We start from the raw sequence: 24,328 nt of genomic DNA, 5'->3' as shown, positions 1-24,328 counted from the left end.
CGCATAGATCACTGGCATAAATCCCAGCGATCAGAAAAATTGATTGGCGCAACCCCTTGTGCCACGGTTACCTTCCGCTGGTCCAGCCAAGCAAAAAAGACTGGCCATCGAGGAACACCTTCCATGCCACAGCGTAACGACACGGCCATATGGTCCGGCCTGTTCCGGATTTCGGCGGAATCGGGCCAGACCCTGCAGGCGCAGATCCGTCAGGCGATCGTCGCCGCCATTCTCGACCGGCAGATCGCCGCTTCGATGCCGCTTCCGTCCTGCCGCATCCTGGCTGAAAAACTCGGCGTCGCACGCGGCACTGTGGTGCTGGCGTTCCAGCAATTGGTCGACCAAGGTTTCCTGGTGGCGCGCGAACGGCGCGGCCATTTCGTCAATCCGGATGTGCTGGCCACCCCCGCCAAGCCGCACCAGAAGGCGCCGGACCAGCAAAACGAGATCGACTGGAAGGCACGAAGGCAGATCGCCGCCAGCGACATGCCGCCACCGGCCAAGCACGACAACTGGATCAAGTCCTCCTACCCCTTCGTCTACGGCCAGTTCGACCCGGCGCTGTTCCCGACAGCCGAGTGGCGTGAGTGCAACCGCATGGCGCTGGCCGTGCTCGAAATCCGCAACTGGGCCTCCGACATGGTCGATCGCGACGATCCGCTCTTGATCGAGCAGATCCAGGCGCGGCTGTTGCCGCGGCGCGGCATCTTCGCCAATCCGGACGAGATCATCGTTACGCTGGGCGCCCAGAACGCGCTCTATATGCTGGCGACACTGCTGATGACAAAGGGCTCCAAGGTCGCGATGGAAGACCCGGGATACCCCGACGCGCGCTCGATCTTCCGCCTGGCAGGCGCCGAAATCCAGCCGGTTCCGGTCGATCAGTCCGGCATCGTCACCTCGTCCATCCCCAACGATTCCGGCTTTGTCTTCGTCACCCCCAGCCACCATTGCCCGACCATGGTGCCGCTGTCGGCAGAGCGGCGGCAGGACCTTCTGGCGCGCGCCAACCGCCACAACCAGATCATCATCGAGGACGGCTATGACAGCCAGCTTCTCGACGAGGCGCCGCAGCAGGCGCTGAAGAGCCTCGATCGCTCGGGTCGCGTCGTCTATGTCGGCTCGATGTCGAAGACGCTGGCTCCGGGCCTGCGGCTTGGCTACATCGTCGCTTCGGCTGGACTAATCTCCGAGCTTAGGGCGCTGCGCCGCTTCATGCTCAGGCACCCGCCGGCCAACAACCAGCGCGCGGTAGCGCTGTTCCTGTCGCTCGGCCATCACGAGGCGCTGGTGCGGCGGCTGTCGTCGGCCTTCGACGAGCGGCGCAAGCGTCTGGTCCATGCGATTTCCGCATTCCTGCCGGAATGGCGCTCGACCGATTCGGCCGGCGGCACATCGCTCTGGCTGGAAGGCCCGCGCGGCACCGATTCACGTGGACTGGCCGAGGCCGCGGCCTCGCGCAGCGTCATCATCGAGCCGGGCGACCGCTTCTTCGATCGCACCGAAAAGCCGTCGCGTTTCATGCGCTTGGGCATTTCCTCGATCGCACTGCAGCACATCGAGCCGGGTATTCGCGAGCTCGCGACCGCCGCCGGACGCAGGCCCGCTGCAGCCTGATTTGCCTGTGCCGGGGCTTTGAACAGCCCCGGCCCTAGGCATGATCACCAACATTCTGCACTAGCTCTCTGGCATACTCGGCTGCGTTGACTGGCCCATAGGCTGGGCCAATGGCAACGGCATAGTCGGCTGACAGAGGGACGAAGCAAGCCGACGGTGGACCAATCATCGCGTCGTGTTTCGCAAGCTAAAGGTGGAGTGCCCCCCCATGTCAGTGGCTGTTGAGAAGCAGGATGCGGCTCCTAAAGATGCATCAGCCGACCAGCGTTCGCGCCGATCCGGCGGGCGCGAAGCGCGCCGCGCCATGCGGGCCGCACCGCTTGCCGACGATATCCGGCCGGTGCGCGCCGGCCTCGAAGGCGGCAGCTACGGGCCGCTCAACCAGAACGACCAGGAACGCATCCATGAAGCGGTGCTGACGCTACTGGAGACCGTCGGCTTCGCCAATGCCATTCCCTCCTGCATCGAGGCTCTGACCGGGGTCGGCGCCGTCTATGGCGATGACGGCCGCGTCCGTTTCCCACGTGGGCTTGTGATGGACACGATCAGACGAGCCGCGCGAAATTTTACGCTGCACGGCCAAGACCCCAGGCATGACATGCTGATCCAGGGCAAGCGCGTGCATTACGGCACGGCGGGTGCGGCGGTGCATCTGGTCGATGTCGAAAAGCGCGAATACCGAGAGTCGCTGGTGCAGGACATTTACGACGCCGCCCGCCTCGTCGAAGGGCTCGACAACATCCATTTCTTCCAGCGGCCCATGGTGCCGCGCGACATTCCCGATCCGCTCGAAATGGACTTCAACACGCTCTACGCCTGCGTGATGGGGACGTCGAAGCATGTCGGCACCTCGTTTACGGTGCGCGAGAACGTGCAGCCGGCGCTGGAAATGCTTTATGCGATCGCCGGCGGCGAGGAGAATTTCCGCGCCCGGCCGTTCGTGTCGAACTCCAATTGCTTCGTCGTGCCGCCGATGAAGTTTGCCGAGGACGCCTGCGGCGTGCTCGAAGCCTGTGTCGAAGGCGGCATCCCGATCCTGCTGCTATCGGCCGGCCAGGCCGGCGCCACCGCTCCGGCGGCAATTGCCGGCGCTGTGGTGCAAGCGGTGGCCGAAGTGCTTGTCGGCCTCATCTACGTCAACGCCATTAAGCCCGGGCACCCGGCGATCTTCGGCACATGGCCGTTCGTCTCCGACCTCAGGACCGGTGCGATGTCGGGCGGCTCGGCCGAGCAGGCAGTGCTGACTTCGGCCTGTGCGCAGATGGCGCAGTTCTACGATCTGCCGGGCGGTTCGGCCGCCGGCATGACGGATTCGAAACTGCCCGACATCCAGTCCGGCTATGAAAAGGGGATCACCGATGTGATGGCCGGCCTTGCCGGCCTCAATCTGGTCTATGAATCGGCGGGCATGCACGCCTCGCTGCTCGGCTTTTGCCTGGAGAGCCTGATCATAGACAATGACATGCTGGGCCACTGCCTGCGCTGCGTGCGGGGCATCGAAGTGACCGACGAAGCGCTGTCGATCGACACCATCACCGAAGTCTGCATGAATGGCCCAGGCCACTATCTCGGCAACGAGCAGACGCTGCGCCTGATGCAGACCGAGTATTTTTATCCGGCCGTCGGCGACCGCTTTTCGCCCAAGGAATGGAACGAGAAGGGCCGGCCCGACATCTTGCAGCGGGCGATCATCGAAAAGAAGCGCGTGCTTGCCGAGCGCTTCCCGCGCCATGTGCCGAAGCTGCTCGACGACAAATTGCGTGCCCACTTCGGCGAGATGATCAAGCTGCCACGCAGCGGCATGGGCGGGTAAGCTTCACCTTACGAAGGTCAGTCCGCACTTAGCCCAAAGCGCTCGACGACTTCGGCGCTGATCAGCTTGCCATGCAGCGCCATCAACACGATCTGGGCATCCAGGCTGTCGCCGGTTTCAAGCGCAGCCTCGATGCGGCGCTCAGCCTCCAGCCGCCGCTCCGGCCCATTGGCCTGCTCGAAGGTTTGTGGGCCCGCGATGCAAAAGCCGAACAGCTGCGCCACGGACCGGTAGGCGTCGGGCGGCGGCTCGTCCGGCCAACGATCCTTCATCAAATTGACGATGGTGAGCTTTACCCCCTCGGGAACAATCGCCGGATGAAGATCGGCGCCGCGCAGCGCGTTGTCCAGTTCCCGCAAGTCACCCGAGCGGCCGAACATGCCGAGGAAACCGAGGGAAGAGCGCCGCTTCGTCATTGATGGGTGTTATCCCTCGTGCAGGACCTGTCGAGACGACGTATCTGTAGACTTGGCCCAATCGATACAAGAGCGTTGCCATGAGAAAAGGCGGCCTACCCGATGGCAAGCCGCCTTCGATTTCACCAAACTTGCAACGCTTAGTGGTTGTCCCTCGGCACGCCGCTGGTATGGGCGACGTCCTGGTATTTCACCGCCGGCTTCAGCACCATGCCCTCCGAGAACTGGTCGACCATGGAGCGCTGGATTTCCTGCCATGGCGTCTGGTGCTTGGGATAGTGATAGCCGCCATCGTCCTGCAGTTCGGCACGGCGCCGCGTGATTTCCTCGTCGGAGACGAGGATGTTGGCAGTGCCTTTGCGTAAGTCGATGCGCACACGGTCGCCGGTCTTGAGCAGCGCCAGGCCGCCGCCAATGGCGGCTTCCGGGGAAGCGTTGAGGATAGAGGGCGACCCCGATGTGCCCGACTGGCGGCCATCGCCGATGCAGGCCAGCGCGTGAATGCCCTTCTTGATGAGATAAGCGGGCGGCTGCATGTTGACGACCTCGGCGCCGCCGGGATAGCCGATCGGGCCGGCGCCGCGCATGAATAGGATGGTGTGCTCGTCGATGCCTTGCGCCGGATCGTCGATGCGGGCGTGGTAGTCCTCCGGCCCGTCAAAGACCATGGCGTTGCCTTCGAAGGCTTCCGGGTCGTTCGGGTTGGAGAGATAGCGCTCGCGGAATTCCGGCGAGATGCCACTCATCTTCATGATTGCGGAATCGAACAGATTGCCGCTGAGATTGATGAAGCCGGCATTGGCCTTCAGCGGCTCGGCGACGGTGCGGATGACGTCGGTGTTCTCGTTGGCGACACCCTTGCAATTGTCACCGATAGTCTTGCCATTGACGGTCATCGCTTCGGGATAAGGCAGCAGCTTGGCCTTCATCAACTCGGCCACCACAGCCGGCACGCCGCCGGCATGGTGATAGTCTTCGCCGAGATATTCGCCCGATGGCTGCAGATTGACGATGAGCGGCACATGGAGGCCGACCGTCTGCCAGTCATCATTGGTGAGCGGCACGCCGAGATGACGGGCAATCGCGTTGAGGTGGATCGGGGCATTGGTCGAGCCGCCAATCGCCGAATTGACGACAATGGCGTTCTCGAAGGCCTTGCGCGTCATGATGTCGGACGGCTTCAGATCCTCATGCACCATCTCGACGATGCGCTTGCCGGTCTCATAGGAGATCTGGCCGCGCTCGCGGTAGGGTGCGGGAATGGCGGCCGAACCCGGCAATTGCATGCCGAGCGCCTCTGCCAGCGAGTTCATCGTGGTGGCGGTGCCCATGGTGTTGCAATAGCCGGTCGACGGCGCCGATGAGGCGACGATGTCCATGAACTCGTCATAGTCGATCTCGCCGGCGGAGAGCCGCTGGCGCGATTCCCAGACGATGGTGCCGGATCCCGTGCGCTTGCCTTTGTGCCAGCCATTGAGCATCGGTCCGACCGAAAGTGCTATGGCCGGAATATTGACGGTGGCCGCCGCCATCAGCAGCGCCGGCGTGGTTTTGTCGCAGCCGATGGTCAGCACGACGCCGTCGAGCGGATAGCCGTAAAGCACTTCGACCAGGCCGAGATAGGCAAGGTTGCGGTCGAGTGCCGCGGTCGGGCGCTTGCCGGTCTCCTGGATCGGATGGCACGGGAATTCGAAGGGGATGCCGCCCATCGAGACGATGCCGTCGCGCACGCGCTTGGCGAGTTCGATATGGTGGCGGTTGCACGGCGACAGATCCGAGCCGGTCTGGGCGATGCCGATCAGCGGCTTGCCCGACATCAACTCGGCCCGCGTCAGGCCGTAGTTCAGGTAGCGCTCGAGGTAGAGCGCGGTCATGCCTGGATTGTCGGGATTGTCGAACCACTCCTGCGAGCGAAATTTCTTCTTTCCGGTGGGGGCGCCTGCCATCATGGTCTCCGTATTTGTAAGACAAATCGATATGGCAACGCGCGGAAGCAGGCAAGAGGGCGCACCGTCGCAACCGGACTTTGGTGCGATAGACACAGACCAGACCGTGCGTTAGGCCTTCGAAGTCTGTCCGGGAGGTGTCGATGGCTTTGGTGATCGAAGGCGAGGAACGCATTGTCGCCCCCCTGCAGAAAGTGTGGGACGCGCTGAACGATCCGAAGGTTTTGCAGGCGACCATTCCCGGCTGCCAGCACCTGGACATGAAATCGCCGACCGAAATGGCGGCGACGGTGGTGTTGAAGATCGGACCGATCAAGGCGACATTCAACGGCGAGGTGACGTTGAAGAACCTGAAGCCGCCGCACTCCTACACCATCCAGGGCGAGGGCAAGGGCGGTATTGCCGGCTTCGCCAAGGGTGGCGCCGACGTGACGCTGACGGCGGACGGGCCGGATGCGACGGTCCTCAAATACGCGGCCAAAGCCGAAGTCGGCGGCAAGATCGCCCAACTCGGCAGCCGGCTGATCGAATCGACTTCGAAGAAGCTGGCCGGGCAGTTCTTTTCAAGCTTTGGCGAGAAGGTGGGTTCCCCTCCCCCTTGAGGGGAGGGTGCCTCGTGAAGCGAGGCGGGTGGGGTCGCCTCAACTGCCTCAACGTGAGTTGAGCTGCCTCGACTTGTAAAGAAATAGCGTCGAGCGTGTCACCGCGGACCCCACCCGGCCCTTCGGGCCACCCTCCCCTCAAGGGGGAGGGACCATCCGAGCTACTCGAACACGATGTTCGGCACCGCCGCTTCGGCCGCGCCGCGTTCTTCGTTGACCCGGTCCCAGACCTTCGAAGCAATGCCGCGATAGATCTTCGCCTCGGCGCTGTCTGGCTTCGACGCCACCACCGGAGCACCTTCATCAGAACTTTCGCGAATGCCCATTTCCAGCGGCACTTCGCCGAGGAAGGTCACGCCGAGTCGCTCGGCCTCGCGCCGCGCCCCGCCATGGCCAAAGATGTCGTAGCGCTTGCCGGTATCGGGGGCTATGAAATAGCTCATGTTCTCGACGATGCCGAGCAGCGGCACGTCGACCTTCTTGAACATATTCAATCCCTTGCGGGCGTCGATCAGCGCCAGGTCCTGCGGCGTCGAGACGATGACGGCGCCGGCCAGCGGCACCTGCTGGGCCATGGTCAGCTGCGCGTCGCCGGTGCCGGGCGGCATGTCGACGACGAGCACGTCGAGGCGGCCCCATTCGACCTCGCGCAGCATCTGCGTCAGCGCCGACATCACCATCGGACCGCGCCAGATCATCGGCGTCTCCTCGTCGACGAGGAAGCCCATCGACATCACCTTAAGGCCGTAATTCTCCATCGGTTTCAGGATCTTGCCGTCGACGGTCTGCGGCCGGCCATGGATGTTGAGCAGCCTGGGCATGGACGGGCCATAAATATCGGCATCGAGCACGCCGACACGCAAACCGTTGGCGGCGAGGCCAAGCGCGATGTTGACAGCGGTGGTCGACTTGCCGACGCCGCCCTTGCCGGACGCCACCGCGATGATCGCCTCGATGCCGGGCACGCCGCGCTTGCCCGAGCTTTGCGAGGCCGGGGCGTGCGGGGCTGGGGAGTGTGGAGCTGGGCGCGGCGCGGCGGGCGCGGCCGTCGGTGCCGGCCTGGGCGCGGGGCGCGACGCAACCGGAGCCTCCATGCCGCCGCCCTTCTTCTCCGCCGTCAGCGCGACGACGGCGCCGGCGACACCAGGGATCGCCTTGACGACACGCTCGGCTGCAGCGCGCAGCGGCTCCATCTCCTGTGCGCGGGCGGCGGGAACGGTGATCGAGAAAAACACTTTCGAATCGGCGATGAAAATCTCCGAAACCATGCCGAGGTCGACGATGTTGCCGGTGAAGTCCGGCCCGTTGACCGTCTTTAGACGCTCGGTGACGATTTCCTTGGTGACGGACATGCATTATTCCCTAAGGCGTTTGGCTGCGGCTCAGATAGTGCAGATTGGCAGCGACTCCAAGCACCACGGTGTCCGCCTCACCTTGCCAGGCCAACCGCAAGGTAGGTGAGCGCCGAAATTGCAGCCGTGGCCGGCAAGGTGACGATCCAGGCGATGACGATGTTGCCGGCAATGCCCCAGCGCACGGCCGAGACGCGGCGGGCGGCGCCGACACCGATGATGGCCCCGGTGATGGTATGGGTGGTCGACACGGGGACGCCGAGCCAGGTGGCGGCAAACAGGGTGATGGCGCCGCCGGTCTCGGCGCAGAAGCCCTGCATCGGATTCAGCCGGGTGATCTTCGAGCCCATCGTGTGAACGATGCGCCAGCCGCCGAACAAAGTGCCGAGCGCCAGTGCTGTCTGACAGGTGAGGACGACCCACAGCGGCACGTAGAACGTCCCGCCGAGCATACCTTGCGAATAGAGCAGCACGGCGATGATGCCCATGGTTTTCTGGGCGTCGTTGCCGCCGTGCCCTAGCGAATAAAGCGAGGCCGAAAAGAACTGCATGACGCGGAAGGTGCTGTCGACGGCGAACGGTGTCTGGCGCACGAACAGCCAGGAAACGGCCAGGATCAGGACCAGCGCCAGAACAAACCCTGTCGCCGGCGACACGACGATTGCGGCGACCGTCTTGCCAAGCCCGGTCCAGACGATGGCGCCGGGCCCAGCCTTTGCAACGCCGGCGCCGACGAGCCCGCCGATCAGGGCATGCGAACTGCTGGACGGGATGCCGGCAATCCAGGTGACGATGTTCCAGACGATGGCGCCGACGAGCGCCGAGAAGATCACCGCCGGCGTGACGATGCTGACGTCGACGATACCTTTTCCCACGGTTTCAGCCACGTGAAGGCCGAAGAACATGAAGGCGATGAAATTGAAGAAAGCCGCCCACAGGACCGCATATTGTGGTCTCAGCACGCGGGTGGAGACGATGGTGGCGATGGAGTTCGCCGCATCGTGCAGGCCGTTGAGAAAATCGAAAAACAGCGCGACGGCGACAAGGCCGATCAGCACGGGAAAGGCGATGGTGGCTTCCATTGCCTAAACGTTCTCGATGACGATGCCGCTGATCTCGTTGGCGACGTCCTCAAAGCGGTCGACCACCTTCTCCAGCTGGCCGTAGATCTCCGAGCCGATCAGGTAGGCCATCGGATCGCTGCGGCCATGCCGCTTGAACAGGTCCTTCAATCCCTGCTCATGCAGATCGTCGGCGCGGCTTTCGACGCGCATCACCTCTTCGGCGATGGCGTTGAGGCGTACCGTGTGCGTGCCGACCTTGCTGAGCAGCGGGATTGCTTCGGCAACCAGCCTGGAGGCGGCAACGATGACGCCGCCCATCTCCTGCATCAGCGGGTCGAATTCCTTCTTTTCGAACAGCTTCACCGTCTTGACGGTCTTGTGCATCATGTCGATGGCGTCATCCATCGACTGGATCAGGTCCTTGATGTCGCCGCGATCGAAGGGCGTGATGAAGGAACGCCGCACCGCCAGCAGCACTTCGGCCGTGATATGATCGGCCTCGTCCTCGAGATCGATGATCTTCTGGCACCAACGATCGATGTCCTTGCCCTGCAGGAGCTGCTCCAGCGCCTCGGCGCCGCCGACCACGGTGCGGGAATGCCGTTCAAAGAGGTCGAAGAAGCGATCTTCGCGCGGCAAAAGCTTGCGGAACCAGCCCAGCATGTCCGATCTCCTCGTATTCCATCCAACCACATAGCGCCGTGTTCGGCCGGGGGAAACAGCCAGCCGGCCCAAAGATGTGGATGCATGGCCAATTGCGGGTAGAGCTTGCGGCGAAAGGCAATTTCCCCGACCTTGCGCGCAACGAACGGACGGATGGTATGATCGACAAGCTCGAATTCTTCATCGCGCTGGCCAAGGAGGAGCATTTCGGCCGGGCGGCGGAAGCGTGCGGCGTCACGCAGCCGACCTTGTCGGCCGGGATCAAGCAGCTGGAGGGCCAGCTCGGCGTCATGCTGGTCAATCGCGGTTCGCGCTTTCAGGGGCTGACGCCGGAAGGCAAGCAGGTGCTGGTGTGGGCGCGTCGCATCGTCGGCGATTCCAGGACCATGCGCGAAGAGATGCGGGCGGCGCGACATGGCCTGTCCGGGCGTATCCGTATTGCCGCCATCCCAACCGCCCTCGCCATGGTGGCGCGGCTTACGACGCCATTTCGCGAGAAGCATCCGGGCGTCACCTTCTCTATCCTGTCGCGCACCTCGATCGAGGTGTTGTCGCTGCTCGGCAATTTCGACGTCGATGCCGGCATCACCTATCTCGACAACGAGCCTCTCGGACGGGTGACCAGCGTGCCGCTCTATGACGAGCGCTACCAGCTGATCACGGCGGTCGGAAATCCCTATTCGGATCGCGACAAAGTGACATGGGCCGAAATCAGCCAGCTGCCGCTCTGCTTGTTGACGCCGGACATGCAGAACCGCCGCATCATCGACCAGCATCTGGCCGAGGCCGGCGTGCAGGTGCGGCCGACACTGGAATCCAACTCGATGATCGTGCTGTTCTCCCACATACGGACAGGCAAATGGTCGTCGATCATGCCGCTCAACCTGGCGGAAACATTCGGTTTTTCCGAACCGATCCGGGCCATTCCGATCGTCGAACCGGATGCCAGCCACACTGTCGGGCTGGTCGCCGCGCCGCGCGAACCGCACACGCCGCTGGTGCAGGCGCTGCTGGACGAGGCGATGGCGCTGGCAGACGATTTCCGCGCCAATCGCTGAGCTAGTCATAACTGGTCAATCGGCGCGATAGAAATTTTCTATCGTGCAACGAAACCGCTTTATTGATTTCAGAGGTTTTCTCTGATTTCTTAAGCACTTAGCGATTAAGCGGCGTAGGCATGTCGTTGTTCCAAAACTGCTTCATGCTTTTGGACGATTATATGCATCGGTCGCTACGATAGGGAGGGCGCTGCGTGACGATGCAGCCTGCAAGTACCGAGATACAGTCGCGCACGGCGGCGATCATCCAGGAGTTGAAGGGCCTCGAAGGCCCCCTGCTGCCGATCCTGCACGAGATCCAGGAAGAATTTGGCCACGTGCCGCAGGACGCCGTGCCCGTCATCGCCGATGGGCTGAACCTGTCGAGGGCCGAAGTGCATGGCGTCGTGACCTTCTATCATGATTTCCGTGCCCGGCCGGCTGGCCGGCATGTGCTCAAGCTTTGCCAGGCGGAAGCCTGCCAGTCGATGGGTTCGGATGCGATCGCCGCAAAGGTCAAGCAGTTGCTCGGCATCGATTTCCATGAGACCACCCGCGACGGATCGGTTACGCTTGAGCCTGTCTATTGCCTCGGGCTGTGCGCCTGTTCACCGTCGGCGATGCTGGATGGTGAGGTGATCGGGCGGCTCGATGACGAGAAGATCGAAGAGATCGTCGCGGAGGTACGCTCATGATCCCGCGCATCTACATTCCAGGTGACTCCGGCGCGCTGGCGCTCGGCGCCGAAAAAGTCGCCAAGGCTGTTCGTGCGGAACTGGCCGAACGGGGTGTCGAGGCCAAGATCGTCCGCAACGGCTCGCGCGGCGCCTATTTCCTCGAACCGATGGTCGAGGTCGCGACCGAAAAGGGCCGCGTCGCTTACGGGCCGGTCAAGCCATCGGACGTCAAGAGCCTGTTCGACAGCGGCTTTCTCACCGGCGGGCATCACAAGCGCTGGCTGGGCGCGCCCGACAAAATCCCGTTCCTGGCCAAGCAGACGCGCCTGACCTTTGCGCGTTGCGGCATCAACGACCCGCTATCGCTCGATGCCTACAAGTCACTGGGCGGGCTCAAGGGCCTGCAGAACGCGGTGGCCATGGCGCCGCTCGACATCGTCAAACAGGTCACGGAATCGGGCTTGCGCGGCCGAGGCGGCGCCGGCTTCCCGACCGGCATCAAGTGGAAGACGGTGCTCGATACGACATCTGACCGCAAATACATCGTCTGCAATGCCGACGAGGGCGACAGCGCCACCTTTGCCGACCGCATGATTATGGAGGGCGACCCCTTCGTGCTCATCGAAGGCATGACGATTGCCGGCATCGCCACCGGCGCGACCAAGGGGTTCGTCTATATCCGCTCGGAATATCCGCATGCGGTGGCTGTCATGAACAAGGCTGTCGAGGTCGCCCGCAAGGCAGGCGTGCTCGGCGTCAGCGTGCTGGGTTCGCCCAACGCCTTCGACATGGAAATCCGCGTCGGCGCCGGCGCCTATGTCTGCGGCGAGGAAACTTCGCTGCTGAACAGCCTTGAAGGCAAGCGCGGCGTGGTGCGAGCCAAGCCACCGCTGCCGGCAATCCAGGGTCTGTTCGGCAAGCCGACGGTGATCAACAACGTCATCAGCCTAGCCTCCGTGCCCATCATCATGGACAAGGGTGCTGCCTTCTACAAGGATTTCGGCATGGGCCGCTCGCGCGGCACGATCCCGATACAGATCGCCGGCAACGTCAAGTTCGGCGGCCTGTTCGAGGCGGCGTTCGGCATGACGCTGGGCGAGATCGTCGACGATATCGGCGGCGGTACGGCCACTGGTCGCCCGGTGAAGGCGGTGCAGGTCGGCGGCCCGCTCGGCGCCTATTTCCCGCGCGGCCTGTTCGACACGCCGTTCGACTACGAAGAGTTCGCGAAGCGCGACGGACTGATCGGCCATGCCGGCATCACCGTGTTCGACGACACGGCCGACATGCTGAAGCAGGCGCGCTTTGCCATGGAGTTCTGCGCCATCGAAAGCTGCGGCAAGTGCACGCCCTGCCGCATCGGCTCGATACGCGGGGTGGAGACCATCGACCGGCTTGCCGCCGGCATCGAGCCGGAGAAGAACCTGGCACTGGTCACCGATCTCTGCAACACGATGAAGTTCGGATCGCTCTGCGCGCTGGGCGGCTTCACGCCCTATCCGGTGATGAGCTCGATCACCCATTTCCCCGAAGATTTCAAGCCCGCGCCGGCGCGCGTGGCTGCTGAATAGGAGCTGGCAGATGAATATCAAGGCCGACTTCCCGACACTCATCGAAGAACTCGATTACGGAACCCCGGAATCGAAGGCGCAAAAGCAGGTTACGCTGATCGTCGACGGCCGCAGCATCAGCGTGCCGGAGGGTACGTCGATCATGCGCGCGGCGATGGAAGGCGGGGTCGAGATCCCAAAACTCTGCGCTACCGACATGCTGGACTCGTTCGGCTCCTGCCGCGTCTGCCTGGTCGAGATCGACGGGCGCGGCGGCACGCCGGCATCCTGCACGACGCCCGTCGGCGAAGGCATGGTGGTGCGCACGCAATCCGAGCGGCTCGACGCCATCCGCCGCGGTGTCATGGAGCTTTACGTCTCCGACCACCCGACCGGCTGGAACGAGAAGGCCGGCACCGGCGCCAGCGAGTTCGACGTTGTGGCGAAATCGGTCGGCCTGACCGAGAACCGCTTCGGCATTGAGGGCCGCAACCACGTCAAGCAGGAAAACGGCGTCGCGCCCGGCCATGGCTCGCTGGCGGTCGACTACATCGCCCGCGACGAGTCCAACCCATATTTCACCTACGATCCGGCGCAATGTATCGTCTGCTCGCGCTGCGTGCGGGCCTGCGAGGAGGTGCAGGGCACCTTCGCGCTGACGATCGAGGGCCGCGGTTTCGAATCGCGCATGGTCGCCGGCATGCACGAGGATTTCATCGCCTCCGAATGCGTGTCCTGCGGCGCCTGCGTGCAGGCCTGTCCGACCGATGCGCTGCGTGAAAAGACCGTGCTTGAGAAAGGCATGCCCGAGCGCTCCGCCGTCACCACCTGCGCCTATTGCGGCGTCGGCTGCTCGTTCAAGGCCGAAGTGAAGGACGACGAAGTCATTCGCATGATGCCCTACAAGGACGGCAAGGCGAACCACGGCCACTCCTGCGTGAAGGGCCGTTTCGCCTATGGATATGCCACCCACAAGGACCGCATCCTGTCGCCTATGATCCGGGAAAAGGTCAGCGATCCCTGGCGCGAGGTGAGCTGGGAAGAGGCCATCGCCCATACGGCCAAGGAATTCCGCCGTATCCAGTATCAATACGGCCGCACCTCGATCGGCGGTATCACGTCCTCGCGCTGCACGAATGAAGAGACCTATCTCGTCCAGAAGCTGGTGCGCCAAGGCTTCCGCAACAACAATGTCGACACTTGCGCGCGCGTCTGCCACTCGCCGACCGGCTACGGCCTCGGCCAGACCTATGGCACCTCGGCCGGCACGCAGGATTTCGATTCCGTCGATTTCACCGACGTCGCCGTCATCATCGGCGCCAATCCGGCTTCCGCGCACCCGGTGTTCGCCTCGCGGCTGAAGAAGCGGCTGCGCCAGGGCGCCAAGCTGATCGTGCTCGATCCGCGCCGAACCGAAATGGTCAAGTCGGCGCATATTGAGGCCGACTATCACCTGCCGCTGAAGCCGGGCACCAACGTGGCGGTGCTGACGGCGCTGGCGCATGTCATCGTTACCGAAGGGCTTTTCGACGAAGCCTTCATCCGCGATCGCTGCGACTGGGCGGAGTTCCAGGATTGGGCTTCTTTCGTCGCCTTGCCGGAAAACAACCCCGAAATCGTGGGCAAGCTGTCCGGCGTCGATCCCGAACTGATCCGAGGTGCTGCGCGGCTCTATGCCAAGGGCGGCAATGGCGCGATTTATTATGGCCTTGGCGTCACCGAACACAGCCAGGGTTCGACCACGGTTATGGCTATCGCCAACCTTGCCATGGCGACGGGCAATATCGGCCGTCCCGGCGTCGGCGTGAACCCGCTGCGCGGCCAGAACAACGTGCAGGGTTCCTGCGACATGGGCTCGTTCCCGCATGAACTGCCGGGCTACCGCCACATCTCCGGCGAGGCGGTGCGCGACATCTATGAGACGTTGTGGGGGGTGAAGCTCGACGACGAACCGGGCCTGCGCATCCCCAACATGCTGGATGCCGCCGTCGACGGCTCCTTCAAGGGCATCTACATCCAGGGCGAGGACATCCTGCAGTCGGACCCTGATACCAAGCATGTCGCGGCCGGCCTGGCGGCGATGGAATGCGTGGTCGTGCACGACCTGTTCCTCAACGAGACCGCCAACTACGCGCATGTCTTCCTGCCGGGCTCGACCTTCCTGGAGAAGGACGGCACTTTCACCAATGCCGAGCGCCGCATCAACATGGTGCGCAAGGTTCTGGAGCCGAAGGCGCGCTACGCCGACTGGGAAGCGACACAGGAGCTTGCCCGTGCGATCGGGCTGGACTGGAACTATCAGCATCCCTCCGAGATCATGGACGAGGTTGCAAAATCGACGCCGAGCTTCGCCGGCGTGTCCTTCGAGCTGCTCGACCGTGTCGGATCCGTGCAATGGCCCTGCAACGAGAAGGCGCCGCTCGGCACACCGATCATGCATATGGATGGCTTCGTGCGTGGCAAGGGCAAGTTCATCCGCACTGAATATGTCGCGACCGACGAGCGGACCGGGCCGCGTTTCCCGTTGCTGCTGACCACCGGCCGCATTCTCAGCCAGTACAATGTCGGTGCACAGACAAGGCGCACCGAAAACGTCATGTGGCACTCGGAAGATCGGTTGGAGATCCATCCGCACGACGCCGAGAACCGCGGCCTGCGCGATGGCGACTGGGTGCGGCTGACCAGCCGTTCGGGCGAGACGACGCTGCGTGCGCTGATCACCGACCGGGTGTCGCCGGGCGTGGTCTACACCACCTTCCACCATCCGGACACGCAGGCCAACGTCATCACCACCGACTTCTCCGACTGGGCGACCAATTGTCCGGAGTACAAGGTGACCGCAGTGCAGGTCGGCGCGTCGAACGGACCTTCGGACTGGCAGCGCGACTATAACGAGCAGGCCGAGCAGAGCCGCCGCATCGCTCCGCTACAGGCGGCGGAGTAGTCTGGGTAGACTCGCCGCCGGAGGAAACAAGAGTGACTCAAAAGGAAGCCTACGAAACGCTTCTGCGCCTATGTGAGAAGCAAGGCGCCGACCTGAACCAGTTTTTGTTCGATATCCAGGGACATGCTTCCGAGGAGGATTTCAACAACCTTCGCCGCATTGTCGCGTACATAATGGGCTACGGGCATCATAAGGCCTATGAATCCATCGCGCGCGATGTTCCGGAACTGACACCGGATTGGATGAAGGGACCCTGATGCGCTCCCGCCAGCCAATCAGCCAGATCTCTCGCCTCGCCCACCGTGCAAGTGGCACCGCGGCGGCCAACCGCATGGTGCCGGAGGAGACGCCGGTGGCGTTCTCGTTTGCCGGCACCACCCATGCGGTGATGATGGCGAGCCCGGCCGACTTCGAGGATTTCGCGCTCGGCTTCTCGCTGACCGAAGGCATCATCGGTTTGCCTGACGAGATCGAGGCGATCGAGGTCGAGGACCATGGCGCCGGCATCGATATCCAGATCCGGCTGAAGGACCAGGCCAATACGCGCTTCGAGGCGCGGCGGCGGCGGCTCGCCGGCCCGGTCGGCTGTGGGCTGTGCGGCATCGAATCCATCGAGGAAGCGATGCGCTCGGTCGATAAGGTTGGTGCGTCCAAGCTTACGCTTGAAGCCGACGACATCACCCGTTCGGTAAAGCTTTTGTCCAAGGTGCAGCCTCTGCATTCAGAAACCGGCGCCGTGCATGCAGCGGGCTTCTACATTCCCGGCAAAGGCATCGTCATGGCGCGCGAGGATGTCGGCCGGCACAATGCGCTGGACAAACTGGCCGGCGCGCTGGCCAAGGCCGGCATTGACGGTGCATCGGGCGCGGTGGTGGTGACATCACGCGTCTCAGTGGAGATGGTGCAGAAAACGGCGGCGATCGGCTCCGCCTTCATCATCGCCGTGTCGGCGCCGACAGCCCTTGCCATCCGCACCGCCGAAGAGGCCGGCATGACGCTGGTGGCGCTGGTGCGCGGCGACGATTTCGATGTTTTCACCCACCCGGAACGGGTGGTCTTGGGAGTTGCCCAGCATGTCGCATGACGAAGAACACATCACGAGCACCGGGGAAAAGCTGGTGCGCATGGCCAACCAGATCGCCGCCTTCTTCCATTCAAGGCCCCGCGAGGAAGGTGTGGCGGGCGTGGCCGAGCACATCAACAAGTTCTGGGAGCCCAGGATGCGCCGGCAGTTCTTCGAGATGCTGGACAGTGGCGGCGAAGGTTTTGACGAACTCGTCGTCGTGGCCTCGGCCAGGATCAAGCGGCCGAAGACCGAGGAGCAGGCCGATGTGAGCATCGGCTACGTCCAACCCACGGGTGCAGAGAGCGCCGCTCCCCAGAAATAGCCTCCCCCAGAAATGGCGGGCGAACACGGTTCGCCGCGGGCTATATTCCTGTCTTCTAAAGTTTGGCTGCCGCATCCGCCAGGCGTCTGCTATGGTCGGCGATCAGAAATCGTCTGGCCGGGCGGGATAGCAACGTGAGGCCGATCGAGACGCGATATGCCCTCAGCGGCGACGTGCGGATCGCCTATCAGGTGGTCGGCCAGGGATCGTTCGACCTGGTTTTCGTGCCCGGCTTCATCTCCAATCTCGACCTGCATTGGGAAGACGAGGGCTACGCCAGGCTCTTGAAACGGCTCTCGGCGTTCTCGCGGCTGATCCTGTTCGACAAGCGCGGCACCGGCCTGTCCGACCGCGTCGACCCACGCCACCTGCCCAGCCTTGAAACCCGCATGGACGATGTGCGCGCGGTGATGGATGCCACCGGCAGCGGCCGCGCGGCCTTGCTCGGCGCTTCGGAAGGCGCGCCGATGGCAATGTTGTTTGCCGCCACCTATCCGGAACGGACACGAGCGCTGGCGCTCTATGGCGGTTATGCGCATTTCCACAAATGGGTGATGTCGCCGGAGCGCCTCGAGGCCTTCATCGCGACGGCCGGCACGGAATGGGGCACGGGCGCCACACTGCCCAACTTCGCTCCCGGCCGGGTAGATGATGCGCATTTCACCCAGTGGTGGGGCCGCTTCGAGCGGCTGTCGGCCAGTCCGACGGCAGCGGCAGCCCTTGCCCGGATGAATGCCGGAATCGATGTGCGCGGCGTGCTTTCGGCGATCGGCGCACCGACACTGCTCATTCATCGCCGCAACGACGCGCGGGTCGACCCGGACGCCAGCCGCTTCCTGGCGAAAGAGATCGCCAATGCGCGATTGGTCGAGGTCCCCGGGCGCGACCACCCGATCTGGACCGGCGATGTCGACCGGGTGGCCGACCTGATCGAGGAATTCCTGACCGGCGAGCGTGCCGTGGCCGAAGCGGAGCGCGTGCTTGCCGCTCTTCTGGCGACACGCATCTACGACACGGCGCGGGTTGGCGACCGCATGTGGAGCGAACGTAGCGAGCGCTTCCAGGAGAGCTGGCAGCAGCTGGTCGGCCGTCATGGCGGACGCGTCGCCGGCATCCATGGCGAATTGATGATCTCGCGCTTCGACGGGCCGGCGCGGGCCATACGCTGCGCGGCGGCACTGCGCGATGCGGCGCAACATATGGGCATTGCAAGCGCCCAGGGCGCCCATGTCGGTGAGGTCGAAATGCGCGGGCCGCCGGTGGGGCTGATGGCACGGGTGACGATGCAGATCGCCGCCCATGCCGGGCGCGGCGATATTCTGGCGTCGCGGCTGGCCGCCGATCTGGCGGCGGGGTCCGGCCTGCATTTCATCGATGCCGGGCGTGTCACGGTGGATGAGCTGGACGAGCCGCTGGCGCTGGTCCAGGCAACGTCGGAACAGCACCTGGAGCCGGCCTGCCGCCCCAAGGCGAAACCCGCCGAGCCGGCTCAACTGACGGCGCGCGAAAGCGAGGTGGTGATCCTGATCGCCGACGGCAAGAGCAATGCCGCGATCGCCGCCGAGCTGAGGCTCAGCGAGCATACGGTCAAGCGTCATGTCGCCAACATATTGCTGAAGCTCGATTTGCCGTCACGGGCGGCGGCAGCGGCATTTTCCGCCAGGCAGGCTGGCCCGGACGGGCCATAGGGACCATGGCGCTTTCGGGCGAAGCGGCCAGGTGGGTCGAGGCGTACCAATCTCTCCATGCAGGCCAGGCGGATGTCGCCGGGAAAGGCACTGCGGATGGAGGATGCAATGCTGAAGTCAAACAGGTCGATCAAATCGCTGGTGATAGCGGCAGGCGTTGGCGCGCTGTTCACGATCGCTCCCGCCAGAGCCGAGGATGCCTCGGCGGCCGCCGCCTACAAGGACATCGAGGCGACGCTCGGCTCAGTGCCGGACATGTTCAAGACGCTGCCCGATGTCGCGGTTGCCGGCGCCTGGGCCGAGATCAAGGGTGTGCAGCTCAACCCCAAGACCGCGCTCGACGGCAAGACCAAGGAACTGCTGGGGCTGGCCGTCGCCTCGCAGATCCCCTGCCAGTACTGCATCTATTTCCACACCGAGGCCGCCAAGCTCAATGGCGCGACCGATGAGGAGATCAAGGAGGCGATCGCGATGGCGGCCATCGTGCGCCACTGGTCGACGATGCTCAACGGCAGCCAGGTCGATTTCGCGACCTTCAAACAACAGACCGACGGGGTGTTCGCAGCCGTCAAAGCCAAGTCGCAGTGAAAGAAAATGCCGGGCGGTGCGCCGGGCATTGCTTGTGATCATTCAACCGCCCGATCAACGGGCCATGGAGGAGAAGATGCTGACCAAGACGCAGAGCGTGGACGGCGCGGCGATCAAGAAAGCGATCGAAGGACGGGACGGCAGGATGCTCGCTAGCTTCTATGCCGACGACGCACTGGTGCGGGTGATCGACCGCAACAATCCGCCGAGCAAGCCGCGCGAGATCCGCGGCCGGGCGGCGATCAGCACCTTCTGGGACGACATCTGCAGCCGGGCGATGACCCACAAGGTCGACACCACCATCGCCGATGGCGACAATCTCGCCTTCACCCAGGCCTGCGCCTATCCGGACGGAACGAAAGTGTTCTGCGCGGCGATGCTGGAGCTGAAGAATGGGCGGATTGCACGACAGACCGTCGTGCAGGCCTGGGACGAGTAGTTCCACCGCGGAAAGATCAACCGCGGTTTGGGCCGCAAAACTGGAGGAGACAAAAATGTTCAGCGCCAGATGGCAGATCGACGCCAAGTTCGGGCACAAGCAGACCGTGCTCGACCTGTTGAAGAAATGGGAACGCGAGATCGGCTCTCAGGTCGGCATTGCCGATCTCGAGTTCCAGATCATGACCGGTTCGGTCGGAGCTCGGGAAGCGACGGTCGAATCGCATCATCAGGTCGAAAGCCTTGCCCAGCTGGAGGGATTCTTCGCGAGGATCGGCAAGATCGACGCGCACGCCAAATGGGGCAAGGAGATGGAGCCCTACGTCGTTTCAGGCACCAGCCTTTGGAACATCTACCGCATCGTGGAGTAGCCGTGGCAGGTGCAGCAGTTTTCGGCCATCAGTTGCGGCGGCCGAAACTCGTCCGCTGCCCGGAAAACCGCCCTTCCCTGGCCGATCCGGCAGCCGCGACACGTGCCGGCTGATTGGGCAGTGTGGCCTGCTTGGCCAGGGCCGCCGCTATCAAGGCGTCGGCCTGGCGCGCGCGCTGGTCCGCGCCGGCATCTCCGGCAGGGTTGCCCGCCACGGCGGAGGTCGACATCCGCCGGCGGGGTTTGAAAGCAAGATAGAGAAGCAACGCGCCGAGCAGTCCAGCCCCAATGACGATCGTCAAACGCGTGCCGGTCATGCCGGTGCGTTCGATCTGGGTGGGGTTGGCGGGGTTCTGGACGACGGTGAGCTTGTCGCCGACCTGCGGTTCGCGGGCACCGTTCTTGTTCAGCTCCATCGTGGCCTCGACGGCGTCGGCGCCGGTGCCGACGCGCAAGGTGCCGGTGAATTTCTGGGTCACCTTCCACTCTTTGTCAGCATGAACCGTCTTGAACGCATCCACCAGTTCGCACGGCATCGTGGCGGTGCTGACGGTCTTGTAGACAATCTTGTGGGCGGTCGATTCCATGTCGCATTCGACATTGACCGCGAGGATTTCAGCAGGCGCCTCGGGCCAGCCGCTCTTCTTGATCATGTCCTTGCCGCCGAACACAGCGATCAGCAGACAGAAGCCGCCAATGAGTACCAGCTTGATCTTGGTCGTGTTCATGCGCAAACCCCTCGCCGCTCGGTTTCCCGGCAAGAGGCTGCTCGTTCAGGTTGAATATTCAGTAAATCGTGAACTCCCGCCGTACCGCAAAAGTAACTCTCAGAAAACGGGTTGGCGAATATCTTAGAGATAGTGGCGGCCTCTACCCATGCGCCACCATCACATGACGAACGGCGGTATAATCCTCCAGCGCATAGAGAGACATGTCCTTGCCGTAGCCAGACTGCTTCAGCCCGCCATGCGGCATCTCGTTGGTCAGCATGAAATGGGTGTTGATCCAGGTGCAGCCATATTGCAGACGGGCGGCCGTCGCCATGGCGCGCGAGACGTTCTTGGTCCACACCGAGGATGCCAGGCCGTAGTCGCTGTCATTGGCCCAGTTCACGGCTTCATCGACTTCGGAGAAGCGGGTGATGGAGACGACCGGACCGAACACTTCGCGGCGCACGATCTCGTCTTCCTGCAGCGCGCCGGCAACCACCGTCGGCTGGTAATAGAAGCCGGAGCCTTCGCCCGGCTTGCCGCCGGTGGTGATCTCGATGTGCTTCAGTTCCGAAGCGCGCTCGACGAAGCTCGAGACTCGATCGCGCTGGCGGCGCGAGATCAGCGGCCCGATCTCGTTTTCGGTGTCGTCGGGCTGGTTGTATTTGATGGTCGAGACGGCAGATGAGAGATCGGCGACGAGCTTGTCGTAGATCTTCTTGCCGGCATAGATGCGGCAGGCGGCTGTACAATCCTGCCCGGCATTGTAGTAGCCGAAAGCGCGCAGGCCGTTGACCACGGCGCCGAGGTCGGCATCGTCGAAAACGATGACCGGCGCCTTGCCGCCGAGTTCCAGATGCGTGCGCTTGACCGACTTGGCGGCGGCCTGCAGCACCTTCTTGCCCGTGGCGACGTCGCCGGTGATCGAAATCATGTTGACCTTGGCGTGATTAATCAGCGTGTTGCCGACGCTGTCGCCGCGGCCGAGCACGACATTGACGACGCCCTCGGGCAGCACCTCGGCCAGGATCCTGGCCAGCTTCAGCGCCGTCAGCGGCGTCTGCTCCGACGGCTTGAAGACGACGGTGTTGCCGCCGGCAATGGCCGGCGCCAGCTTCCAGGCCATCATCATCAGTGGATAGTTCCACGGCGCGATGGAAGCGACGATGCCGATCGGGTCGCGCCGCACCATCGAGGTGTGGCCGGGCAGATATTCGCCGGCGACCACGCCCGGCATCGAACGTACCGCGCCGCCAAAGAAGCGATAGCAGTCGACGATCGCCGGGATTTCGTCATTGAGCACGGCGTTGATCGGCTTGCCGCAATTCAGCGCCTCGAGCGCCGCGAACTCCCGCGCGTTGGCCTCGATGCGGTCGGCGATCTTGAGGAGATAGCCGGAGCGCTGCGCCGGCGTTGTGCGTGACCACAAGACGAACGCTCGCTCGGCGGCAGTAACAGCCGCCTCGATCTGCGCCTGGCTGGCTTCAGGCAGGTTGAGAATGGTCGCCCCGGTCTTTGGATTCAGAATCGGCTCCTCGGTCTCGGTGCCGTTCTCGAAGCTCGAGCCGATCAGCATCTGGGTGTCCATGCAGGTTCTCCTCGGTCAGGAGCGAGTAGCGAATAGCGAGTAGCGAATAGGGCTGGTCGTGCAATCTCCCCTATTCGCTATTCGCTACTCCCTATTCGCTGTTCTTCATTTGCCCGAACCGGCGATCTGGTCGCCGTCGCGGGTCAGGTAATAGGCGGCAAGGATGGGCAGCAGCGTCACCAGCACCACGACCATGGCGACGACATTGGTGACCGGACGCTGGCGTGGGCGGATCAGCTCTTCCAGCATCCAGATCGGCACGGTCTGCTGCTGGCCGGCGGTGAAGGTGGTGACGATGACCTCGTCGAAGGACAGCGCGAAGGCGAGCATCCCCCCGGCAAGCAGAGCGGTGGCGATGTTGGGCAGCACGACGTGCCGGAAGGTCTGGAAGCCGTCGGCGCCGAGATCCATCGAGGCCTCGATCATTGAGCCGGAAGTGCGGCGGAAACGGGCGACCGCATTGTTGTAGACGACGACAACGCAGAAGGTGGCGTGGCCGAGCACGATCGTCCAGAACGAGAACGGGATGTCGGCTAGCGAGAAGGCCGAGCGCAACGCGATGCCGGTGATGATGCCGGGCAGCGCGATCGGCAGGATGACGAGCAGCGAGATCGTCTCGCGGCCGAAGAATTTCGTCCGTGACACGGCGGCGGCGCACAGCGTGCCCAGTATCAAGGCAATCGCGGTCGAGATTGCGGCGACGCGGACCGAAAGCGACAGCGCCTGCCAGACATCCGGCCGGTTCCAGGTGACGGCGAACCATTGTGTGGTCAGCCCCGGCGGCGGCCAGACGAAGCTCTTCTCTTCCGTGGTGAAGGCATAGACGAAGATCAGCAGGATCGGCAGGTGCAGGAAGAGCAGGCCGCAAGCGGCTGCGATCTTGAGGCCGAGCGGGGCGGATTGCGAACCGTCAGAGCGCATCGAAGGCCCCCATGCGCTTGGCGCCCCAGAGATAGAAACCCATGATGACGATGGGCACGACGGTGAAGGCGGCGGCGAGCGGGATGTTGCCGGCGGTGCCCTGCTGCGAATAGACGGCCTGGCCGATAAACAGCCGCGACGTGCCGATGATCTGCGGGATGATGTAGTCGCCCAGCGTCAGCGAGAAGGTGAAGATCGAGCCGGCGACGATGCCGGGCAGCGCCAGCGGGAACAGCACGTTGCGGAAGGTCTGGCCCGGCGATGCGCCGAGATCGGAGGACGCCTCGACCAGATTGCCGGGCACGCGCTCCAATGCCGCCTGCACCGGCAGGATCATGAACGGCAGCCAGACATAGACGAAGGCGATGAAGGTGCCGGTGGCGGAGACCGACAGCGAGTTGCCGCCGACGACCGGCAGCGACAGCCAGCCGTCGAGCACCCAGAGCAGATGCAATTTGGCCAGCAGCCAGGTCAGAATGCCTTCCTTGGCGAGGATCAACTTCCAGGCGTAGATTTTCACCAGATAACTCGACCACAGCGGCAGCATGATTCCGAGATAAAACAGCGCCTTCCAGCGGCCCCGGGCATAGCGCGCCGCATAATAGGCGATCGGGAAGGCGATGGCGGCGGAGGCCAGCGTGACCAGCACCGCCATCGTCACCGTGCGCAGGATGATGTCGAGATTGGCGGGCTGGAACAGGTCGCCATAGGTCTTCAGCGTGAACTCATGGTTGATGAGGCCGGAAAATTCGTCGATCGAGAAGAAACTCTGTGCCAAGAGCGCGAACAGCGAACCGATATAGACGACGCCGAGCCACAGCACCGGCGGCGCCAACATGAGGAACAGCAGCAGTTGCGGCTTGCGCCAGAACAGGTCGGACAGCGCACCGCGCACGCCGCCGCTGCCGGGCAGGATGGCGGGGGCGGAGGTTGAGTTGAGCGCGGCGATGGTCATG

The 24,328-nt window shown here is 63.6% G+C and carries 23 protein-coding genes; 14 read left to right on the top strand and 9 right to left on the bottom strand.

Translation table 11 applies throughout. The features are described 5' to 3' along the window. Nucleotides 1–123 precede the first annotated feature (123 nt). Both pdxR and NKH35_RS02490 read left to right on the top strand, forming a co-directional pair. Nucleotides 124–1,617, top strand: a complete 1,494-nt coding sequence (pdxR, locus tag NKH35_RS02495) for a MocR-like pyridoxine biosynthesis transcription factor PdxR (RefSeq protein ID WP_023669484.1) — start codon at nucleotides 124–126, stop codon at nucleotides 1,615–1,617. Between the two features lie 208 nt (nucleotides 1,618–1,825). Then, nucleotides 1,826–3,430 carry a trimethylamine methyltransferase family protein gene (locus tag NKH35_RS02490; protein WP_352913284.1) on the top strand — a complete coding sequence of 535 codons (1,605 nt, stop codon included), beginning with the start codon at nucleotides 1,826–1,828 and terminating at the stop codon, nucleotides 3,428–3,430. A gap of 17 nt (nucleotides 3,431–3,447) precedes the next feature. Here NKH35_RS02490 and NKH35_RS02485 read toward each other — a convergent pair whose 3' ends face one another. Then, a complete protein-coding gene (locus NKH35_RS02485; protein ID WP_023696770.1) occupies nucleotides 3,448–3,846 on the bottom strand; it encodes a hypothetical protein in 399 nt (132 codons plus the stop codon). A gap of 140 nt (nucleotides 3,847–3,986) precedes the next feature. After that, entirely contained in the window at nucleotides 3,987–5,792 is a 1,806-nt protein-coding gene (locus tag NKH35_RS02480; protein WP_352913282.1) for an IlvD/Edd family dehydratase, read from the bottom strand. A gap of 143 nt (nucleotides 5,793–5,935) precedes the next feature. Between NKH35_RS02480 and NKH35_RS02475 the strand changes: the two genes are divergently transcribed. Then, a complete protein-coding gene (locus NKH35_RS02475) occupies nucleotides 5,936–6,394 on the top strand; it encodes an SRPBCC family protein (protein WP_023669480.1) in 459 nt (152 codons plus the stop codon). A 161-nt stretch (nucleotides 6,395–6,555) separates the two neighbouring features. Here the strand turns inward: NKH35_RS02475 and NKH35_RS02470 are convergent, their stop codons facing one another. From NKH35_RS02470 to NKH35_RS02460, 3 genes are all read right to left on the bottom strand, one after another. Beyond that, nucleotides 6,556–7,746, bottom strand: coding sequence for an Mrp/NBP35 family ATP-binding protein (locus NKH35_RS02470; protein WP_027049316.1), 1,191 nt, complete (start codon nucleotides 7,744–7,746; stop codon nucleotides 6,556–6,558). A 77-nt stretch (nucleotides 7,747–7,823) separates the two neighbouring features. Next, nucleotides 7,824–8,828: an inorganic phosphate transporter gene (locus tag NKH35_RS02465; protein WP_023688789.1), complete on the bottom strand. Its 1,005-nt coding sequence runs from the start codon at nucleotides 8,826–8,828 to the stop codon at nucleotides 7,824–7,826. A gap of 3 nt (nucleotides 8,829–8,831) precedes the next feature. Then, nucleotides 8,832–9,473, bottom strand: coding sequence for a DUF47 domain-containing protein (locus NKH35_RS02460; RefSeq protein ID WP_023673429.1), 642 nt, complete (start codon nucleotides 9,471–9,473; stop codon nucleotides 8,832–8,834). 158 nt (nucleotides 9,474–9,631) lie between these two features. Between NKH35_RS02460 and NKH35_RS02455 the strand changes: the two genes are divergently transcribed. From NKH35_RS02455 to NKH35_RS02405, 11 genes are all read left to right on the top strand, one after another. Further along, the gene (locus NKH35_RS02455) at nucleotides 9,632–10,531 is read left to right on the top strand and encodes a LysR family transcriptional regulator (protein WP_023688790.1); all 900 of its coding nucleotides are present in this window, start codon (nucleotides 9,632–9,634) and stop codon (nucleotides 10,529–10,531) included. 194 nt (nucleotides 10,532–10,725) lie between these two features. After that, nucleotides 10,726–11,205 (top strand): formate dehydrogenase subunit gamma, encoded by a 480-nt coding sequence (locus tag NKH35_RS02450; protein WP_023738147.1) that lies wholly within the window; start codon nucleotides 10,726–10,728, stop codon nucleotides 11,203–11,205. Further along, a complete protein-coding gene (locus NKH35_RS02445) occupies nucleotides 11,202–12,758 on the top strand; it encodes a formate dehydrogenase beta subunit (protein ID WP_023673426.1) in 1,557 nt (518 codons plus the stop codon). The genes NKH35_RS02450 and NKH35_RS02445 overlap by 4 nt, the downstream gene beginning before the upstream one ends. Nucleotides 12,759–12,768: 10 nt before the next feature. Then, nucleotides 12,769–15,681, top strand: coding sequence for a formate dehydrogenase subunit alpha (gene fdhF, locus NKH35_RS02440; protein WP_352913279.1), 2,913 nt, complete (start codon nucleotides 12,769–12,771; stop codon nucleotides 15,679–15,681). Between the two features lie 32 nt (nucleotides 15,682–15,713). Then, nucleotides 15,714–15,938, top strand: coding sequence for a hypothetical protein (locus NKH35_RS02435; protein WP_023688794.1), 225 nt, complete (start codon nucleotides 15,714–15,716; stop codon nucleotides 15,936–15,938). Then, nucleotides 15,938–16,765: a formate dehydrogenase accessory sulfurtransferase FdhD gene (gene fdhD / locus NKH35_RS02430; RefSeq protein ID WP_023698930.1), complete on the top strand. Its 828-nt coding sequence runs from the start codon at nucleotides 15,938–15,940 to the stop codon at nucleotides 16,763–16,765. Before NKH35_RS02435 ends, fdhD begins: the two co-directional genes overlap by 1 nt. Continuing rightward, a complete protein-coding gene (locus tag NKH35_RS02425; protein ID WP_023688796.1) occupies nucleotides 16,755–17,069 on the top strand; it encodes a formate dehydrogenase subunit delta in 315 nt (104 codons plus the stop codon). Before fdhD ends, NKH35_RS02425 begins: the two co-directional genes overlap by 11 nt. A 134-nt stretch (nucleotides 17,070–17,203) precedes the next feature. After that, nucleotides 17,204–18,757, top strand: coding sequence for an alpha/beta fold hydrolase (locus NKH35_RS02420; protein WP_023732485.1), 1,554 nt, complete (start codon nucleotides 17,204–17,206; stop codon nucleotides 18,755–18,757). Between the two features lie 108 nt (nucleotides 18,758–18,865). Beyond that, nucleotides 18,866–19,345 (top strand): carboxymuconolactone decarboxylase family protein, encoded by a 480-nt coding sequence (locus NKH35_RS02415; protein WP_023688798.1) that lies wholly within the window; start codon nucleotides 18,866–18,868, stop codon nucleotides 19,343–19,345. A 76-nt stretch (nucleotides 19,346–19,421) separates the two neighbouring features. Next, on the top strand, nucleotides 19,422–19,784 hold the full coding sequence (locus tag NKH35_RS02410) for a nuclear transport factor 2 family protein (RefSeq protein ID WP_023688799.1): 363 nt from the start codon (nucleotides 19,422–19,424) through the stop codon (nucleotides 19,782–19,784). A gap of 55 nt (nucleotides 19,785–19,839) precedes the next feature. Next, a complete protein-coding gene (locus NKH35_RS02405; RefSeq protein WP_023738143.1) occupies nucleotides 19,840–20,154 on the top strand; it encodes a hypothetical protein in 315 nt (104 codons plus the stop codon). Nucleotides 20,155–20,182: 28 nt separating this feature from the next. Here the strand turns inward: NKH35_RS02405 and NKH35_RS02400 are convergent, their stop codons facing one another. From NKH35_RS02400 to NKH35_RS02385, 4 genes are all read right to left on the bottom strand, one after another. After that, complete coding sequence (locus NKH35_RS02400; RefSeq protein WP_023749987.1) at nucleotides 20,183–20,881, bottom strand: DUF3592 domain-containing protein; 699 nt, start codon at nucleotides 20,879–20,881, stop codon at nucleotides 20,183–20,185. A gap of 142 nt (nucleotides 20,882–21,023) precedes the next feature. Continuing rightward, nucleotides 21,024–22,451, bottom strand: a complete 1,428-nt coding sequence (locus NKH35_RS02395; RefSeq protein ID WP_352913277.1) for a gamma-aminobutyraldehyde dehydrogenase — start codon at nucleotides 22,449–22,451, stop codon at nucleotides 21,024–21,026. 105 nt (nucleotides 22,452–22,556) lie between these two features. Next, nucleotides 22,557–23,372 carry an ABC transporter permease gene (locus NKH35_RS02390; RefSeq protein WP_023673416.1) on the bottom strand — a complete coding sequence of 272 codons (816 nt, stop codon included), beginning with the start codon at nucleotides 23,370–23,372 and terminating at the stop codon, nucleotides 22,557–22,559. After that, nucleotides 23,362–24,327, bottom strand: a complete 966-nt coding sequence (locus tag NKH35_RS02385; protein WP_023692630.1) for an ABC transporter permease — start codon at nucleotides 24,325–24,327, stop codon at nucleotides 23,362–23,364. The genes NKH35_RS02390 and NKH35_RS02385 overlap by 11 nt, the downstream gene beginning before the upstream one ends. Nucleotide 24,328: the final 1 nt, after the last annotated feature.

The sequence above is a fragment of the Mesorhizobium sp. M1143 genome, from assembly GCF_040318435.1.
Classification (GTDB): Bacteria; Pseudomonadota; Alphaproteobacteria; order Rhizobiales; family Rhizobiaceae; genus Mesorhizobium.
The sequence above is the reverse complement of the archived record's forward strand: the minus strand, read 5'-3'. Positions and strand labels throughout refer to the sequence as shown.

Excerpts from the sequence above, each read along its gene's own strand:
- pdxR (WP_023669484.1), top strand. The coding sequence starts at position 124 with ATGCCACAGCGTAACGACACGGCCATATGGTCCGGCCTGTTCCGGATT.
- NKH35_RS02490 (WP_352913284.1), top strand. The coding sequence starts at position 1,826 with ATGTCAGTGGCTGTTGAGAAGCAGGATGCGGCTCCTAAAGATGCATCA.
- NKH35_RS02485 (WP_023696770.1), bottom strand. The coding sequence starts at position 3,846 with ATGACGAAGCGGCGCTCTTCCCTCGGTTTCCTCGGCATGTTCGGCCGC.
- NKH35_RS02480 (WP_352913282.1), bottom strand. The coding sequence starts at position 5,792 with ATGGCAGGCGCCCCCACCGGAAAGAAGAAATTTCGCTCGCAGGAGTGG.
- NKH35_RS02475 (WP_023669480.1), top strand. The coding sequence starts at position 5,936 with ATGGCTTTGGTGATCGAAGGCGAGGAACGCATTGTCGCCCCCCTGCAG.
- NKH35_RS02470 (WP_027049316.1), bottom strand. The coding sequence starts at position 7,746 with ATGTCCGTCACCAAGGAAATCGTCACCGAGCGTCTAAAGACGGTCAAC.
- NKH35_RS02465 (WP_023688789.1), bottom strand. The coding sequence starts at position 8,828 with ATGGAAGCCACCATCGCCTTTCCCGTGCTGATCGGCCTTGTCGCCGTC.
- NKH35_RS02460 (WP_023673429.1), bottom strand. The coding sequence starts at position 9,473 with ATGCTGGGCTGGTTCCGCAAGCTTTTGCCGCGCGAAGATCGCTTCTTC.
- NKH35_RS02455 (WP_023688790.1), top strand. The coding sequence starts at position 9,632 with ATGATCGACAAGCTCGAATTCTTCATCGCGCTGGCCAAGGAGGAGCAT.
- NKH35_RS02445 (WP_023673426.1), top strand. The coding sequence starts at position 11,202 with ATGATCCCGCGCATCTACATTCCAGGTGACTCCGGCGCGCTGGCGCTC.
- fdhF (WP_352913279.1), top strand. The coding sequence starts at position 12,769 with ATGAATATCAAGGCCGACTTCCCGACACTCATCGAAGAACTCGATTAC.
- fdhD (WP_023698930.1), top strand. The coding sequence starts at position 15,938 with ATGCGCTCCCGCCAGCCAATCAGCCAGATCTCTCGCCTCGCCCACCGT.
- NKH35_RS02425 (WP_023688796.1), top strand. The coding sequence starts at position 16,755 with ATGTCGCATGACGAAGAACACATCACGAGCACCGGGGAAAAGCTGGTG.
- NKH35_RS02415 (WP_023688798.1), top strand. The coding sequence starts at position 18,866 with ATGCTGAAGTCAAACAGGTCGATCAAATCGCTGGTGATAGCGGCAGGC.
- NKH35_RS02410 (WP_023688799.1), top strand. The coding sequence starts at position 19,422 with ATGCTGACCAAGACGCAGAGCGTGGACGGCGCGGCGATCAAGAAAGCG.
- NKH35_RS02405 (WP_023738143.1), top strand. The coding sequence starts at position 19,840 with ATGTTCAGCGCCAGATGGCAGATCGACGCCAAGTTCGGGCACAAGCAG.
- NKH35_RS02400 (WP_023749987.1), bottom strand. The coding sequence starts at position 20,881 with ATGAACACGACCAAGATCAAGCTGGTACTCATTGGCGGCTTCTGTCTG.
- NKH35_RS02395 (WP_352913277.1), bottom strand. The coding sequence starts at position 22,451 with ATGGACACCCAGATGCTGATCGGCTCGAGCTTCGAGAACGGCACCGAG.
- NKH35_RS02390 (WP_023673416.1), bottom strand. The coding sequence starts at position 23,372 with ATGCGCTCTGACGGTTCGCAATCCGCCCCGCTCGGCCTCAAGATCGCA.
- NKH35_RS02385 (WP_023692630.1), bottom strand. The coding sequence starts at position 24,327 with ATGACCATCGCCGCGCTCAACTCAACCTCCGCCCCCGCCATCCTGCCC.